Origin of the sequence: Halothiobacillus sp. (genome assembly GCF_027346185.1) — a bacterium.
In the GTDB taxonomy this organism is placed as follows: domain Bacteria; phylum Pseudomonadota; class Gammaproteobacteria; order Halothiobacillales; family Halothiobacillaceae; genus Halothiobacillus.
Map to the genome: position 1 here is coordinate 13,225 of NZ_DAIESY010000066.1, position 16,200 is coordinate 29,424.

The window sequence follows — 16,200 nt, forward strand, 5'->3', positions numbered from 1 at the left end:
ACCCATCCAGCAGATTAAGCTTGATGATATTAAAAATTCAGGCCATCGCCTCTTGACCAAAATAATCCAAGCCTCAAAATGCGCGGCTCGTGCACGAGGTGTCCAATTCTCACCACGTTGTTTTTCATCGTTAAAAGACGTTGGGGAAACAACCTTCGGGAATTGGGTGAAACTGGGAAGCAGGTGGATCCTGCGCTGCCCCCGCAACGGTAGGTGTTTCGTGGAGATGAAGCACAAGCCCGGAGACCGGCCTCAAGCTTTTTCCACATCGGCGTGCGGTGGGCGCGCCCAGATCGTGAGTTTTCATCATGTTCGAATTTCACCTGTCCAGTCGTCACTGGACACGTCGCACTACGCTGGCCTGCGCATGCCTGGCCGCTTGTTCCATCCCCTTATCTGCACTGGCCGGTTCGCCATCCACCCTACCGGATGTAAACGTTACCGCCAGTCACGGCGCGCCGGTCGCTTTTGCGGGCGTGCCTGAAACGGTCATCACCCGCGCAGAAATCGATCGGCTGCAAGCCACTTCTGTTTTATCTTTGCTTGAAAATCGCGCGGGCATCAACATGACAAATCGGGGTGGGCCGGGCAAACTCACGACAGCATCGATCTGGGGCATGAGCGGCAGTCAGACGCTGGTGCTCATCGATGGCGTGCGAATCGGTTCGCTTACGGCGGGCGCTGCATACCTTGAAAACCTGCCGGTCGCCCTGATCGATCATATCGACATCATCAAGGGCCCACGTTCGGGGCAATACGGCGCGGATGCCATGGGTGGCGTAATCCAGATTTTTACGCGCAAGGGCAAAAAAGGCATCCAACCCTCATTTAGCATCGCCGGTGGCAGCAATAAAACCTTCGAGACCTCGGCCAATGTGAGCGGGGGCAACGGCCCGTTCGATTATTCGATCGGTGCATCGCATCAAGGTACTGGCGGGTTCAACGCTTACACCGACACCACCGGCTCACCCTACGCGGTCAATCAACCGGACAATGATGGTTATCGCAACAATTCAGCCAATGCCCGCCTCAACTACAGCGGCAACAACGGCGCACGCCTCGGAGTTCACTGGCTGGGAACCAACGCATTCACCGATTATGACGGCAGCAGCTTTACAGGTAATCAGCAGCGTTCCCGGCAACAGAATTTCGGGCTGGATGGCGCATTGATGAAAATCGGCATCTGGCAGTTGCGCGCCAGTGCCGGGCGCAATATCGAACGCCAGACCCAATACTATGACGGCAGGTATGTTTCCGAATACAACAGCCGACAAGATTCGTTCAGCCTCGCTAACGATTTTAGTATCGGTCAGGGGTTATTGACGCTGGGTGCGGACCGCCTGAACGATCACGTATCCAGCAGCGTGAACTATGATGTGACCAGCCGTCATAACAATGGTTTGTTTGCCCAATACGCCACGCAAATTGCCGATTTATCCATCCAAACGGCGTTGCGCCATGACAGCAACAGTCAGTTCGGAACTGCCAATACCGGCTCGGTCGATTTAAGCTGGCAACTCAGTCCATCTTTGGCGTTGACCGGTGGTTATGGCACCGGCTTTCATGTGCCAAGCTTCAACTATCTGTACTACCCCGGTGGTTATGCCAATCCGGATCTTAAGCCGGAACACGCACGTACCGTCCGGCTGGGATTCAACTGGCAGAATAATAACGGCTGGACATCCAGCCTGACGGCTTTCCGTACCCGTACCCGCGACTTGATTGCCTCCAGCGCAAGCACATACTATGTGCCCTACAACATCAATCAGGCACAATCCTTGGGCGCAGAATGGCAACTTGGCTGGCACAATGCCGATTGGGCATTGAATAGCAGCGCCACTTGGATTTCAGCCGTCGATCGGGAAACGGGCTTAAGCATTCCCCGCCAACCCAAATGGAGCGGACGGATTGATGTGGATCGAAAGTTCGGCGCTTGGCAAACCAGCCTCACTCTGCGCGGGCAAACCGCCACCCATGAGTTAGCCTATTTTGGCTTTGTCCCGACCGAGGTTCAGAATGCGGGCTTTGTCACTGCCGATCTCCGGGTGGCTTATGCCTGGTCGCAACACTGGCACCTGGAGGCTTCACTCAACAATTTGTTAGACAAGCAATACCAAACTGCATACGACTACAATCAGGCGGGGCGTACCGTGTTATTTACGCTGCGTTACGGGTTGTAATTTCGAGCCCCCTATCCCCCACATCATGGGGCCAAGTCGAAGCGGATTCATCCCCTCCATAAAACCGGAGAAGATGAATCCGTTTTTCCATGTGGTGCATTTACTGCGATAATCTACGCCGAGGCAAGCATTTCAAGTTGCCCAAAAAACTGTCACTGTTCAGATCTTAGGGAAGCGCTGATTTATTCAGTGCTTCCCGCTTGGGGCAGGATGCCCCAACACGAACAAAGACGTACGTCTTTGATTTGTGAGAGCCATCGCGGGCGTGTACCGCGATGAGCGAGCTGATTTATTCCAAGGACGGAACAAATCAGCATTTACTTAGACTTCGTGCTATTTCGTTCAGGATCAATTATGAAAACCATTCCCCATCACAGCGAACTCAAGGCAGCGTCGCACGCCACTTTTCTGGACAAACCGACACCCAGCGCCCAGTTGCTTCTGTTCGTCATTCTGGTTTTGTCGATGGCCGCCACGCGCTACCACCACTTCAGCGCGGTGCTACATATCGCCGACACTTCCTGGGCGGCCTTTTTCCTCGCAGGTCTGTATCTGCGTGCGCGCTGGATGTTTGTTGCGTTGATCGGGTTGGCTGTCGTCATCGATCTCGCTGCCGTGTGGACAGACGGTCTGGGCATGACCGGATGCTTCTCGCCCGCCTATCCGGGGTTGCTGCTGGCCTACGGTGCCCTTTGGGGTGCCGGTCGACTGAGCCGACATTCAATGCGCCCGAATGAATCAGCCTTCACGACGATTCTGGCTGTCACCGGCTGGCTGACTTTGGGTGTTATCGCCGCTTTCGCCCTCTCCAACCTCAGCTTCTGGGCATGGTCCGGGCATTTCGCCAATTTGTCTCTTGGCGACTATCTTCAGCGAGTAATGGGCTATTTGGGTCACTACATGGCAGCCACCGGTCTTTACGTCGGCTTGGGTCTTGGTGCGATGATTTTTGCTCAGACCCTTGCGCTCAGGTTGAGCAATTCCCAGGCAGTCCATTGATGAGGATAGCCAGGTCCGAGAGGGATAAGCCTGATGGATTGGGAGAGACTGACAAGATGAGCCCCAATGAATGGGGGCTTTGCATTCTTGGGGAATCAAACTGATTAAAAAGCACCGCCTCAGGCAGAAGTCGTATCCCGATCAAACCGCAGACGCATCTCGTCAATCTGCAATTCAAGCAAGCGAATATCGGGTATCCCAACACGCCGCCCGCCCATATTCGCACTCGAATGCCAGAACCCGCCCTCGCTTGAAACATCTTCAGTAAAGCTTTGTGCGTTTACTTCATCTGAACGGGGAACACCGGAGAGCAGTACGGCGTAATAAGGTAAGGCAATGTCAGGATTAGTGCCATACATGACAACACAACGCACGCGCTGACCAATCGTGGGCAATGGTTCGTTCAGCATAGCCTCCAGACTGACCAGAGGTATCCGCTGAGCACGCCAATCGACCATGGCCGCATCCTGTCGACTCAGATGTGTGCCACCTTCCGGCAGCATGACCTCGGTGATCTCCGCCACCATGGCATAGGGCACAATCACTTCCATCTCACTGACCTGTGTCGGCAGGCGCACGATCCGTACGGTTTTCGACGCCACCGATCCCATCCCTTCACTGGTATGACTCTCGCTGGTAGCCGCAGCTCCGGCAACGATCATGGATTCGTCCGAATTACTCATCCCTGCTCCTCATTGTTCTTCTGGAAAGCTGGTCCACCAGCCAGTGCAACGGCACCCGCTCCCGTCCGACCACGAGCCTCCGTAATAAAGCTCTCGATTCGCTCGATCAAATCCGCTTCGGCATAAGGTTTCCCCAAATAGGCACTCACACCCAACGCTTCCGCTCGGTTACGGTGCTTCTGACCAGTTCGCGATGAAATCATGATGACCGGCACGTTACGCGTCTGCTCGTCGTTCCGGATGGCCCCCAACAATTCGAAACCATCCATCCGCGGCATTTCGATATCGGTCAGAACCACATCCGGTTTTTGTTCATGCAGGAAGCCCAGTGCCTCGACGCCATCTCGTGCGAGGATCACATCCAGATTGTTCCGCTCCAGTGTGCGTGCGGTAACTTTGCGCACGGTCAGTGAATCGTCTACAACAAGCACCACAGGACGACGACGACGTCCTCCAGCTGGTGCGGTAAGGTCGAGATGACGATCATCCCGACGCTGGAACTGGCGCACCAGTTCGAATAGCTCAAGCACCAGAATCACATTGCCATCATCGAAAATCGTAGCCCCGGAAAGGCCCGGGATGCGACCAAGCTGTGGTCCCAACGACTTCACGAACAACTGGATACCACCCAATTGGTGTTCTACCTGTATGGCGAAACGTCGTTCACCGAGTTTGAACAGGAAGACAGGCCTCACTCCGGTTTCCTCTGGGTTGACATTATGCGGTTCACGACCAAGCAACTCGCCCAGATAGAACAAGGGATATTGCTCGCCATTCAGAGTCACAGCCGGTTTCGGACTCGCATACTGTTCGGCCAACTGCATAGAAGTCATCCGGGTCACAGATACGATGCCCTTGTACGGGATAGCGAATTGGTCGTCACCAACCGAGACCAGAATTCCGCGTGTCATGGCCTGCGTCAACGGCAGGTTAAGCTGAATCCGTGTGAACTTGCCGAACTCGGACTGCAAATCGACAAAACCGCCCATCTCCCGGACAGCGCCTGCAACCACATCCATACCCACACCGCGGCCTGCCACCTGGGACACGTTGCCCGCAGTAGAGAAGCCCGGTAGGAAAATCAGGGCGCGTGCTTCATCATCAGAGAGGTCGATATCGGCCGAAACCAGCTTGCGCTCAACCGCCTTGCGACGAATGGTATCCAGATCAAGTCCCCGACCATCGTCCTTCATCTCCAGCGTGACGTTACCGCCCGCGCTTTCAATAGTGATTTCGATCTGTCCCACTTCCGGTTTGCCCAGAACCCGCCGCTCATCCGGAGACTCGATCCCATGAGCCAGACTGTTGCGGATCATGTGTTCCAGTGCAGGCAGCAACCCTACGATCGTGAATCGGTCAAGCTCGGTCTCGCCATTGTGGATGATCAACTCGGCATTACGCCCCATTTCATCACCCACCTGACGGACGATCCGGCGCAAACGCCCAACGACGTCATTGAAGCGAACCATACGCAGTGCCAGCATGCCATCCTGCAGTTTGCGCGCTAAACGGGACTGCTGCAGCAAGAGCAACTGAGACTGCTCGGTGATATCGCTCATGGCTTCTTCGATACTCGAAATATCGCCCAAGCTTTCCATGATACCGCGGCTCAGCTCCTGAACCTGCGTAAACCGGTCGAATTCGAGTGGGTCGAATTCCTCAGCACGCAAGCCCGTTTCAGCCATCAATTCAGCCTTCATCTGCGACTCGGTTTGAATCTCCAGACGACGCAACTGGCCGCGTAAACGAGTCAATGTTTGCTGCAGCTCGAATAACTGCCGTTCGAAACCATTGACCTGTCGATCCACACGGGCCTGCAACAGGACGTTCTCGCCAACCTGGTTGACCAATTCATCGATCCGGTCCGCTTCAACACGAATTTGCTCTCTTCGCACTTCGTTCGCAACTGCCGTAGCATGGGGCGCTGTGGCGTCGGCCGACTCGGTCGTCTCGATTGACTCGGTAACTGCCGGCACAGCAGCAGCTTCAACCGGCCTTTCGAATGGAGCAACTGTGGCAGGCTCTTCTAACTGAGCTGCTACTGGTTCCCGCAACGCTTCATCTTCCGAGACAAGTGCTTGAATTGCATGAGCCGAATCTTCGTTCGCAATTTCGGACAACAACTTGATCTGGGCAGGAATCGGTGCCTGACGTCGAACCAGATCCAGCATCTTGCTCAAGGCATCATAAGTGTGTTGAACCAAGGCAATCAGTATATCGACCTGTTCACCGCCCTGATCTCTGGCTCGATCTAGCCGATCTTCCAGCAAGTGGGTAACATCGGCCAGATTCAACAAACCCGCCATGCGTGCACCACCCTTGAGGGTGTGCAGGTTCCGATGCAACAACCGGATGGAATCGAGATCGTGCGGGTGCTGACGCCAGTGGGCGATGTACCCATCCGCCTTTTCCAGCAACTCTTCGGCTTCCTCCAGGAAGATTTGCAGAATATCCGGATCCTGATCTCCCGGCATATCGTCGGGACGAACGGACATACCGATATCGGTGTTTCGCTCGAAGAAAGGCGCTGAAGCCTCTGGCGCCGCCTGAAGAGTTTCGGCATTTTCTTCCTCTGGGGACTTTCCCTCTGCCCGCAAAGCAAATTCAGTGGGCTCATCCACCACTGATTCCGTTAAGGTATCAGTTGAAAACAATTCGACCAAAACCTGATCGAAACGCGCGGCAATTTCGCTTTCGATCTGTTCTTCATCCGGTTGATCTAAACTCGGCTCAATCACCCATTGACGCATACGATCCATCATCAACAACGAACGCTGGAATAACACAAGGTCCGCATGTACAAGTGAGCGGTGGTGTTCTTCAAGCAACCGAGTCCACTCTTCAAGCCGGTTAGATATCCGTGCGATCGACTGAACACCCGCCGTTCTGGCTGAACCCAGTAGTGTATGAACCAGCCGCACCAACTCCTTGTCACAGGGTAGCGAAACCCGATTTATCACAGCGTGATCAATCTGCAGCCGCAACTGCTGGATATAACCCGAGGATTCCTGGTCGAAGATTTCCCGCAATACCGGATCTTCAATAACCGATAATGGCTGAGGCATTTTTTCCTGAGCCGTCTCCTCCTCAAGCTCCGATTCAGGCTCGGCAGCAGCAGTAACTTCGTCAATACCGGACGATGACCAACCCGAATGTTCAGCATCAATGACGACCGCCATTGGTGACTCTTCAATGTGCACGGCTTCGGCTTCGGCTTCGGCTTCGGCTTCGGCTTCGGCTTCGGCTTCGGCATGAGTATCGGGCGAAACTTCCTGATTGAAAGCAGTTTCAACCTCGAACACATCTGCTTCATGGGCCAGTTCACCTGACGGCGAGACCTCCTCAGGCCGACCATCCTCACCTATTGGCGGTACTTTTTCTACACGTTCGTGCGTCTCAATCGAGCGAATATCAGCCGCTATAACTGGAGTTTCAGCTTCAGGGGTTGATCCCATAACGATAGGTTCGGAGGCGTATTCACCCTCTGGCTGACCATTGCTCCAGGCCTCAGCCCAGCCCAACGACTCCTGCCAATACGTCACGGGGGGTTGCTGCCCCTTGGATAAGACCGGCAATGCCTGGTTCATCAGCATTACGGCCGAGAGCACATCGGCACGCAACGCGGGTGTGCTGGTTATGCGGTCGTCCAGAACTTGATTCAGCAGATGCTCAAAGGCCCAGCCCCAATCGCCAATCGCGGTCAAACCAACCATCCGGCTACTACCCTTGATGGTGTGAAAACCACGACGAATTGTGACCAGATGATCTCGTCCACCTTGGTTGGACCATGCTTTGGCCGCTTCCACAAGCGCTGGCACCTCTTCTTGCATCTCTTCTGCAAAAACTTCCCGCATCTCGATCGCAAGATCATCCAGAGTTTCTTCAAACCCTGATTCTGAGCAAGCGGCACCGGTCTGTACCACCTCGGCACCGGACACCATTTCAGTTTCCACTTCCGGTTCGGGCGCAGACACTTGCTCAGTATCTGGCAATGAAGGGATTTCGAGCGTCAGATCAGGAGTGAAAGTGTCCGCCAGTAAGAATGGTTGTTCAGGTTCTTGGTTAGGTTCTTGGGGTTCACCCGGTGGAAGTGACAAGTCGATTGCAGGATCGGAAGCATCGTGCAGCAGTGACCACTCAAATGATGATTCAACTGGTTTCGGCTCCGCCGAAGGCAGAGAAAGTTCGAGTGTCTCCAAGTCTGGTAACGGTTCGACTTCCGCTCCCGGGGTCTCAACGGATTCCGGTTCGAGTACAGACTCACGTTGTTCCAAATCGACTGGTGACTCCAGTGTCCACACTGTGGACAGATCAATACTTGCCTCCGCTTCGACTTCAGACTCTTCAATAGCCGCTTCCTCGACTGATTCGGTCTCCTGCTCACTTTTTATCAGCTGCTGATCGCTGATATTGGGGGCAGACTCAATGGAATCCCCTGCCGGTTCGCTGAATGGCTCTTCTATCGACACTTCTTCGATTGTTTCAGGAGCGACGAACACCGTTTCCGGCTCACTCTCAGATTGCGAGCGCTGATCGGCTCCTCCACCAAAGATCGTTTCTTTCGAAACCTCCAGCAGGAGGACTTCATCCAGTCCAGGTTCTGGAGGCTGCAGTTCACCGCTCTCAACGGAAGCTGACGCTACTGCTTCCGGCAGGTCGAGGGTTTCTACCTTTATGTCATCAACTGCTGTTTCTTCAGCATGGAGGACTTCGGAGGCTTCTAACTCTTCAATCAACTCGTCTGGACTCGGCATGGACAACTGCGCGATGAGCTCTTCCATACTGGCCAAGGACTCATCCACTGGCAGCATAGGCTCTTCATTGATCGGAATTTGTATGCCGAGGTCGAGATTTTCCGGTTCGTGGATTTCTCGGGCCAGATCGCCTTCGATAGCCTCTGATCCTTTATCCAACACAGGCAGCAGCAGCAAGGCACCATCCAAAAACTGCTCCATTTCCTTCTGATGGTCGCGCAGATTTTCGAGATAGAACTCAACGGCCGCGGATACTTCGGCCAGTGCCGACAGAGTCTCAGCGTTGACGAGCTGCAGATTACTGACATGCTGGTAAAGCCAGCGGTATACACCATCAATCAAGGGCATAGCCGCTCTGAGTTCGGCCATTTCGAGCACATTGCGCACACCAGCGATCAATCGCACGGCGTGGGCAAGCGTAGCCGGACTCGCCGATTGCCCATTGGATTTCAACGCCTGATTGACAGCTTCCTTGGACGCGACAACATCTTCATAACACGCGGTAGCCAATGGCACGAGTGCCTCGGAAACAACCCGATTAACCATTGTCAACGACTCGCAATCGTCCACAATCAACTGCCCGATTTGCGACACGACCTGCTCAGTGGTCATGATCGCGACTGCCATTTGCATCAGGAAATCATCATCAAGCAGAACGCTTCCGCGCGTCACCTGAATCAGGTGCTCCAATGCCCCTTGAATCAATGCTGACTCATGCTCGTAATTCAAAGCGGCGAGCACGCCAACGATTTGCTTGAGTCTGGGTTGAATCCGCATCAGAGGCTCAAGATCAGACTTGGCACCACGAACAAACAAATCAAGCACATCTTGTGCCGCATTAAGCTCTTCGGTCAGAACTTCAGAAACCTGCGTCAGGGCAGATGTTTCCAGTCCCAAGAAGCGTACACGTTCACCTTCAGTAGAGAGCAGTTCGTACCAGTAGCTGAGCCGCTCTCCACACAACTCACGGTCTTCCGGCAGCACACGCACCAACTCAAGGAGCATATCCGTCGCAAACTCAATTGCTTCGAAACGGATAAGCAGAGAATCACGCCCGTGGATTTCCATTCGGAACAATCGGAGCACGCGCCCGATCATACGCTTGGCCAAAGGCAGATAACGTTCCTGATCCTGGTGAACTACGCCCAGCAATTCTTCAAAGGAACGAGTGGCCACGACAACGGACCGATTGACCTCGCGTTCGATGATCCGATCAAACGTCTGGATCAACCCAGGAATCGCGGCCACGTCACCGCGCATCAGCAGAAGAATCTGCTGCTCCATAGAAGCAAGTAATTGATTCGACTGGATCTTCTCCCCCGGTTTGGCGGCAACCTGCCCGACATAGGGATTAACGAATACGCGACTCTCTGACCACAGTACGGCCGACCGAACCAACACATTGACTGTATCGACTTCCGGGAGCCCTTGTACCAGTCTCAATCGATTGATCATCGGCAGCAAACTCATGGCGTTTACCGTGGCACCAACGCTCAACCGATCCAGCAGAGCACGCAGAATCCACGCTGCTTCAGTCACTGCCATAACCAATGAAGCAGCTTGTTCAGGCCTGGTTTCCAGCTGAGTGAGCGCGGACATTTGCTCTTTGAGCATGACGCGTAAAAGTTGATAATCGGAGACAGCCAGAACGGCATCAATGGCTTTGACAGCCTGCAAGGACTCAAAAACGAGCTCATTACCGCCCGCACCGCTGCTCAAATCTTCAAGTGCGCGCAGTAACTGATCGATTTTCTCGTTCAGCCCTTCCCTGAGCCAATCGAGAACAATTGAGTCCACCTTTGATTCTGTGCGCATAGTCACAAACCGCTCCTAGGATGTGATCGACAGTCCTATGACCACCGAATCCGTCGTTTTTTCAGCCGACCGAACGACTTAAGAAAACGATCATTCTTTAAGAATTCGAATCCGACCCGTGACATCTCAGGACAGCCTTGGTCACGAATCGAAATAAACACCCTCACGTTGTAAGGGATAACAACGGTTGGATACTAGCGATCAGGCATCTTGAAACCGGCCACCGAGTTATTAAGCTCTTGCGACAGAGACCCCAGCGCACCGATTTCATCCGCTGCGCGACTCGCCTTGTCCGTTGTTTCCTGGGTTTCAGCTCGAATGTTGTTCACTGTTTGTCGAAGATTCGTAGCCACAAGCGCTTCTTGCTCAGTAACCTTCGCAATTTCACTGATCTGCTCAGAAAGGTTCAGTGAAACAGTCTCAATCTCACGAAGTGCCTTACCTGCATTCTCAGCCAGAGTTGCACCGCTAACCACGTTGGTCGTGGTTTGTTCCATCGCCAACATGGCTTCCGAGGTATCGGTCTGAATCGTGTTAACCAGCAATTCGATCTGACGTGTCGCTTTACCAACACGTTCCGCAAGACGCTGAACCTCATCGGCAACCACCGCGAAACCACGCCCCGCTTCACCGGCCATGGCCGCCTGAATCGCAGCGTTCAAGGCCAGAATATTGGTTTGGTCGGCAATATCGGTAATCAGGCCAACGATGTCACCAATTTCCTGGGAAGATTCACCCAGCCGCTTGATCCGTTTGGCCGTTTCCTGGATCTGCTCACGAATGTTGGCCATGCCTGTAATCGTTTCACGCACGGCGTCACCACCACGATGCGCCACGTCGACTGAAGACTGCGCAATCGTCGCCGATTGTTGGGCATTGAAGGATACCGCTTCGATTTGATCGGACATTTGTGCGATGGCATCGGATACCGAGCTGATCTTCTCTGCCTGTACGCGAGAAGTTTCCGCCAGCGCACGCGAATCGGCCTGTGAACGCTGTACGGCGCTGGCTACGCGAACGGAGGTGTCGTTGATCGTCCCGACCAGATCTCGCAGCGCATCGATCGAGTAGTTGACCGAGTCGGCAATCGCACCGGTAATATCCTCGGTCACCGTGGTATGTGAGGACAAGTCCCCATCCGCCAAGGTCATCATCTCGTCGAGCAGACGCAAAATGGCTTGTTGGTTCCGTTGATTCTGACTTTCAGTCATCTTCATCGCATAACGAGAATCCCGAACCAACACCACGCCAAGCCAAGCCAGCATTAACAGCACGATCAAACCGGTGAGATAACCGAAATAAGCCAACTGACCAGCGTTCACCTGATCCTGAGCCAAAGTGGAAGAAAGCTTGGATACATCGCCCGTAAACGCACCGGCAATCTTGTCGATCTTGATCGCTGCTTGGTTGGCCGCCAGTAAAGTCGGTGCCTCGGAAAGCAGATCAGAACCACCCTGGTTGACGGTGGCGAACAACACCGCCACATCACGCAATTTCGCCCGCGCTGCAGGATCGTTGATTTGTGGTGCCATCCGATTCCCATTCAGGAAACCATTCAACACACCACCGAACAAGGCCACATCACGCCCGAATCGGTCAGAGGCATTTGCAGCGTTCTGTCCGCCCGATGTGATTTCACCCATGGTCAAACCGATACGCTCGACCAGCATGAGCTGCCGAGTGGCCAGATAGACAACCTGGGGGCTGGCCTGAGCGGCAATCAGGGTTTGCACCACTTCGTCGGAACTCGACAACAGATCCGGCAGCAACTGGTTGATTTGAGAGGCCAGATCACCCACACCCAAAATCGCTTTTTGCCCTTCAAGCACCTTGGCCAAGGCGAGGTTGTATTCATCCCAGCTCTTCTGAACCTTGGCCAGTTCAGCTTTACGCTCGTTTGGAACGCCTGCGGCTGGTCGTTTGGGGTCTTTTCCACTGAGTGCATTCAGATCGGAGATGAACTGGGCGCGCAGGGAGAGCACAGTATCGAAAGAAGCCTTGTTGCCGCGAACGGCGCGCAGCGTCTCAATTGTCATTTCCTGTGACAAGCGTTCAAGCTGGGAAGCCACGAGACGACGTTCCAACAGGGCCTGGTCGTTCATTGCGGAAAGAATAAAAATCGCAACCGTGACCAACAAGGTAATAGCTGCGACCACGACCAGCGTGATGACCTGACGGCTCAGGCCGCCCAACTTAACTCCAAGACTCATAGCTACTGCCCACTCCTAGCTGTATAACAGGCCAAATCCCTGTTGTGAAATCGATCGACAATCACCATCCAAATGTATTCAGGCAACCGCATTCATGAACTGATCGCTGTCTGTCAGTGCGTCCAGATTCAAGATCGGCAACCAGTCATTTTCCATGCTCACTTCCCTTAAAACCCCTTGCAGATGGGGTTCCTTCACGGCGCGCTCTGCACTGAACGGGATCTGACGAATACCGTAGGAACGGTCGACAATGAAAGCGGCACTGAACCGCTGCGTTTTGGCAAGCAAGACGACTGAGTGTCGGCCGGGTTCCGATGGGAGGTCGAAGAACAACCGCGCCAGATCGTAAACCCCGGTCAACTCACCGCGCATATTGGCCAAGCCGACAACCCAAGGCTTGGCGCCTGGGATTTGAACCTGCCGGGGCGGGGGAAGAATGGCCCGAACCTGAACCAATGGCACCAGCATTCTGCTACCACCTGCACGGAACAGCACAGCCTGCCAGGTTGACTCGACCTTATCCGTCTTTGGCATACCGACCGCATGGGCGGCCGCTTCGGTTTCAACCCAACACAGATAGTCAAATAGATTCACAAGTCACCCCCGACTTGAGTCAATGGAGCACAGTTCCGAGAATACCCATCAAGTCCGCCTCTTTGACCGGCTTGACCAGGTAATCTTTGGCACCTTGTCGCATGCCCCATATTTTATCGGTTTGCTGATCTTTGGTTGTCACAATGATGACGGGGATGTGTGATGTTTCTGGATTCTTGTTCAACTCTCGTGTCGCTTGGAATCCGTTCATGCCGGGCATGACCACATCCATCAACACGGCATTCGGCTGGGCCTGCTTGACCAAAGCAATGCCCTCTTCAGCATTCTTCGCCACCGAAACCTGATGTCCATTACGCTCCAGCATTGTTTGCAGAACATAAACCTCAGTTGGTGAATCATCGATAACAACGATATGTGCCACAGTAACCTTCCCTTACAAAATTTCAATTCATCCAAAAATCGTCAAAACCAATCCACTCGATAAATCACTTTAAGAATCAAGCTGCGCTGGTAGACGCGCCCGCAACCTCGGTAGCAAACCGACTGATGGCGCCGAAGAGCTCTTCACTGGTAAACGGTTTGGTCAGATAATCGGACGCGCCGACGATGTTACCCCGAGCCTTGTCGAAGATACTGTCTTTGCTCGACAGCAGGATGACTGGCGTCCGGGAGAACCGCGCGTTGTGTTTGATAATTGCCGTCGTTTGATAGCCATCAAGTCGTGGCATCAAAATGTCGATAATGACGATGTCGGGCGAAAAATCTCCGATTTTTGCCAATGCATCAAAGCCGTCAACCGCACTTTCGATAACACAACCCGCCTTAGAAAGCAGGCTGTCTGCGGTACGACGAATGGTTTTACTGTCATCGACAATCAGGACTTTGAGCCCGGGGAACGCAAGAGTGCTGGCTGTCGTTTCGTTCAATTGATCCATGGTGAGATACCCAGAAGTGTTGGGAAGCCAGTTAAACAGGCGATTCACAAAATCCAATGGAGCAAATGTACCCAAGGCAAGCTACTTTGGCAATTAATTCGCGTTGTGTCCAAGTTTACAACGGGGCCGACCGGCCTCGCCTCGTATCAAATTCACGCTGAATCACATCTAAATCGCGCAGATTGGTGTATTTTCTTTGCCCGTACTGCGCTTTGACCGATTGCCACAAGCGAATCGACAACAGGTATGCTACCTCTTTACATCCTGTAAAACCGGCACAAAACGCGACACCCAACCTATTGATACATAATAGAGAAATACCAATAATGCCTTCTGAAGCACTGCGCACACCACACCCCGAACTGGACGCCCACTATTGTGGCCCCTTGTTGCATATCGAATCCCACATCATCCGCTGCCACCGGCAAATCGAAGCTTGGTTTCGTGCTCAATGGCTCAAACATCCCGCGCCATTTTATGCGTCGGTCGACCTGAGGAACGCTGGCTTCAAGCTCGCACCGGTCGATACCAACCTTTTTCCGGCCGGCTTCAACAACCTCAATCATATTTTCGATCCGCTGATGGTGCAGGCCATTCAGGCCGCTGTAGAACACGCCTGTCCGGAAGCAAAGGACATCCTGATCATCCCCGAGCGCCACACACGCAATCTGTTTTATCTCGAATCGGTGGCTGCACTGGTCGCATTCGTTGAAATGGCAGGTTTCGGGGTGCGCGTCGGCTCACTGGAGCCGATCACAGAACCAGTCCATTTTGATCTACCCTCCGGGCGTACACTCACGCAACACCCCATTCGCCGCGTGGGCAGGCGCATCGAAGTGGATGGATTCTCTCCTTGCACCATTCTGCTGAATAACGATCTCTCAGGCGGGCGCCCGGAAATTCTGGGTGAACTTGAACAGACCGTGATCCCCCCCATCGAGCTCGGCTGGTGGAAACGTTCGAAATTCGAGCACTTCTCGATCTATCAGGAACTGACTCGGGAGCTCTGTGCGACCATTGATCTCGACCCCTGGTATTTATCACCCTTGATGCGCGACTGCGGGCACATCGACTTTCTCAAACGCGAGGGCGAGACCTGCCTGCAGTCTCAGGTTGGGGAACTGCTGGCCGAGATTCAGGCAAAATACGACGAGTATCAGATCAAGGAAAAGCCGTTCGTCGTCATCAAGGCAGATGCGGGCACCTATGGCATGGGCGTGATGACCGCGCAATCCGCGGACGACATCACACAACTCAATCGCAAGCAGCGCACGCGCATGAGTGCGAGTAAGGAGGGGTTAGGTATCGATCGGGTACTGATCCAGGAAGGCGTCCACAGCTTCGAAAAGGTATCCATTCATCCGGACGATGACCGCTACGTGGCCGAACCGGTCATCTACATGGTTGATCACTTCGTCGTCGGCGGCTTCTACCGTGTGCACACACAAAAGGGTATCAATGAAAGTTTGAACTCCCCTGGCGCAGCCTTTGTTCCATTGCCTTTCAACGAGGCCTGCAGCCTGCCCTCCCCGGAATGCGCCCTCGACAGCGAGCGCAACCGGCACTACGTTTACGGTGTGGTTGCCAGACTTGCTCTGCTGGCCGCGGCTTACGAATACCAGTCGATCCGTGAAGCAGAAGCCGAAACCGTTGAGACCCAGGTCGCATGAAAATCGGCATCCTGATGGATCCCATAGCCCGGATCAAACCCTACAAGGACACCTCCTTTGCCCTGCTGCTGGCTGCACAAAGTCGCGGGTGGTCCGTGTTCTATCTGGAACCAGACTGGCTGCATGCCGAGCAAGGCCGTCCTCGCTCGCGAATGCACCCCATTACGGTATTTGATCGCAACACCGACTGGTTCGAACTCGGTCCCGCTCAAACACAGGATCTGGACGAACTCGACATCATCATTCAGCGTCAGGATCCGCCCGTAACCCTGAACTATCACTATGTCACCGCTCTGTTAGCGCTGGCCGAGCGTCGGGGGGTTCTGGTTGCCAATCGCCCCAATGCGTTGCGCGCAGCGAATGAAAAACTGCTGGCCCAGCATTATCCGGACTTGTGTC

9 protein-coding genes, 1 pseudogene and 1 riboswitch are annotated in these 16,200 nt (G+C 53.9%); of the genes and pseudogenes, 4 read left to right on the forward strand and 6 right to left on the reverse strand.

Going from position 1 to position 16,200, the window contains the following annotated elements; translation table 11 throughout:
• The first annotated feature begins 126 nt into the window (after positions 1 to 126).
• A riboswitch (cobalamin riboswitch) is annotated at positions 127 to 270 on the forward strand.
• A gap of 38 nt (positions 271 to 308) precedes the next feature.
• Positions 309 to 2,180, forward strand: coding sequence for a TonB-dependent receptor (locus tag M7R55_RS05235; protein WP_298219159.1), 1,872 nt, complete (start codon positions 309 to 311; stop codon positions 2,178 to 2,180).
• A gap of 354 nt (positions 2,181 to 2,534) precedes the next feature.
• Positions 2,535 to 3,179, forward strand: a complete 645-nt coding sequence (locus M7R55_RS05240; protein ID WP_298219161.1) for a hypothetical protein — start codon at positions 2,535 to 2,537, stop codon at positions 3,177 to 3,179.
• A 119-nt stretch (positions 3,180 to 3,298) separates the two neighbouring features.
• On the opposite strand, the gene M7R55_RS05245 is transcribed toward M7R55_RS05240, so the two are convergent.
• From M7R55_RS05245 to M7R55_RS05270, 6 genes are all read right to left on the reverse strand, one after another.
• The gene (locus M7R55_RS05245) at positions 3,299 to 3,862 is read right to left on the reverse strand and encodes a chemotaxis protein CheW (RefSeq protein ID WP_298219163.1); all 564 of its coding nucleotides are present in this window, start codon (positions 3,860 to 3,862) and stop codon (positions 3,299 to 3,301) included.
• Positions 3,859 to 10,431 carry an Hpt domain-containing protein gene (locus M7R55_RS05250; RefSeq protein WP_298219165.1) on the reverse strand — a complete coding sequence of 2,191 codons (6,573 nt, stop codon included), beginning with the start codon at positions 10,429 to 10,431 and terminating at the stop codon, positions 3,859 to 3,861. Before M7R55_RS05250 ends, M7R55_RS05245 begins: the two co-directional genes overlap by 4 nt.
• A gap of 194 nt (positions 10,432 to 10,625) precedes the next feature.
• Positions 10,626 to 12,641, reverse strand: a complete 2,016-nt coding sequence (locus M7R55_RS05255) for a methyl-accepting chemotaxis protein (protein ID WP_298219167.1) — start codon at positions 12,639 to 12,641, stop codon at positions 10,626 to 10,628.
• A 78-nt stretch (positions 12,642 to 12,719) separates the two neighbouring features.
• Positions 12,720 to 13,235 (reverse strand): chemotaxis protein CheW, encoded by a 516-nt coding sequence (locus M7R55_RS05260; protein WP_298219169.1) that lies wholly within the window; start codon positions 13,233 to 13,235, stop codon positions 12,720 to 12,722.
• Positions 13,236 to 13,254: 19 nt separating this feature from the next.
• The gene (locus tag M7R55_RS05265) at positions 13,255 to 13,617 is read right to left on the reverse strand and encodes a response regulator (protein WP_298219170.1); all 363 of its coding nucleotides are present in this window, start codon (positions 13,615 to 13,617) and stop codon (positions 13,255 to 13,257) included.
• Between the two features lie 76 nt (positions 13,618 to 13,693).
• A complete protein-coding gene (locus M7R55_RS05270) occupies positions 13,694 to 14,131 on the reverse strand; it encodes a response regulator (RefSeq protein ID WP_298219172.1) in 438 nt (145 codons plus the stop codon).
• 326 nt (positions 14,132 to 14,457) lie between these two features.
• On the opposite strand from M7R55_RS05270, the gene gshA reads away from it, so the two are divergent.
• Both gshA and M7R55_RS05280 read left to right on the forward strand, forming a co-directional pair.
• Positions 14,458 to 15,801, forward strand: coding sequence for a glutamate--cysteine ligase (gshA, locus tag M7R55_RS05275; protein ID WP_298219175.1), 1,344 nt, complete (start codon positions 14,458 to 14,460; stop codon positions 15,799 to 15,801).
• Positions 15,798 to 16,200 (forward strand): annotated as a pseudogene (locus M7R55_RS05280) (glutathione synthase); the annotation flags it as partial. The gene gshA and the pseudogene M7R55_RS05280, both read left to right, overlap by 4 nt.

Bases quoted from the DNA above. Each gene is read 5' to 3' on its own strand.
- M7R55_RS05235 (WP_298219159.1), top strand. From the start codon at position 309: ATGTTCGAATTTCACCTGTCCAGTCGTCACTGGACACGTCGCACTACG.
- M7R55_RS05240 (WP_298219161.1), top strand. From the start codon at position 2,535: ATGAAAACCATTCCCCATCACAGCGAACTCAAGGCAGCGTCGCACGCC.
- M7R55_RS05245 (WP_298219163.1), bottom strand. From the start codon at position 3,862: ATGAGTAATTCGGACGAATCCATGATCGTTGCCGGAGCTGCGGCTACC.
- M7R55_RS05250 (WP_298219165.1), bottom strand. From the start codon at position 10,431: ATGCGCACAGAATCAAAGGTGGACTCAATTGTTCTCGATTGGCTCAGG.
- M7R55_RS05255 (WP_298219167.1), bottom strand. From the start codon at position 12,641: ATGAGTCTTGGAGTTAAGTTGGGCGGCCTGAGCCGTCAGGTCATCACG.
- M7R55_RS05270 (WP_298219172.1), bottom strand. From the start codon at position 14,131: ATGGATCAATTGAACGAAACGACAGCCAGCACTCTTGCGTTCCCCGGG.
- gshA (WP_298219175.1), top strand. From the start codon at position 14,458: ATGCCTTCTGAAGCACTGCGCACACCACACCCCGAACTGGACGCCCAC.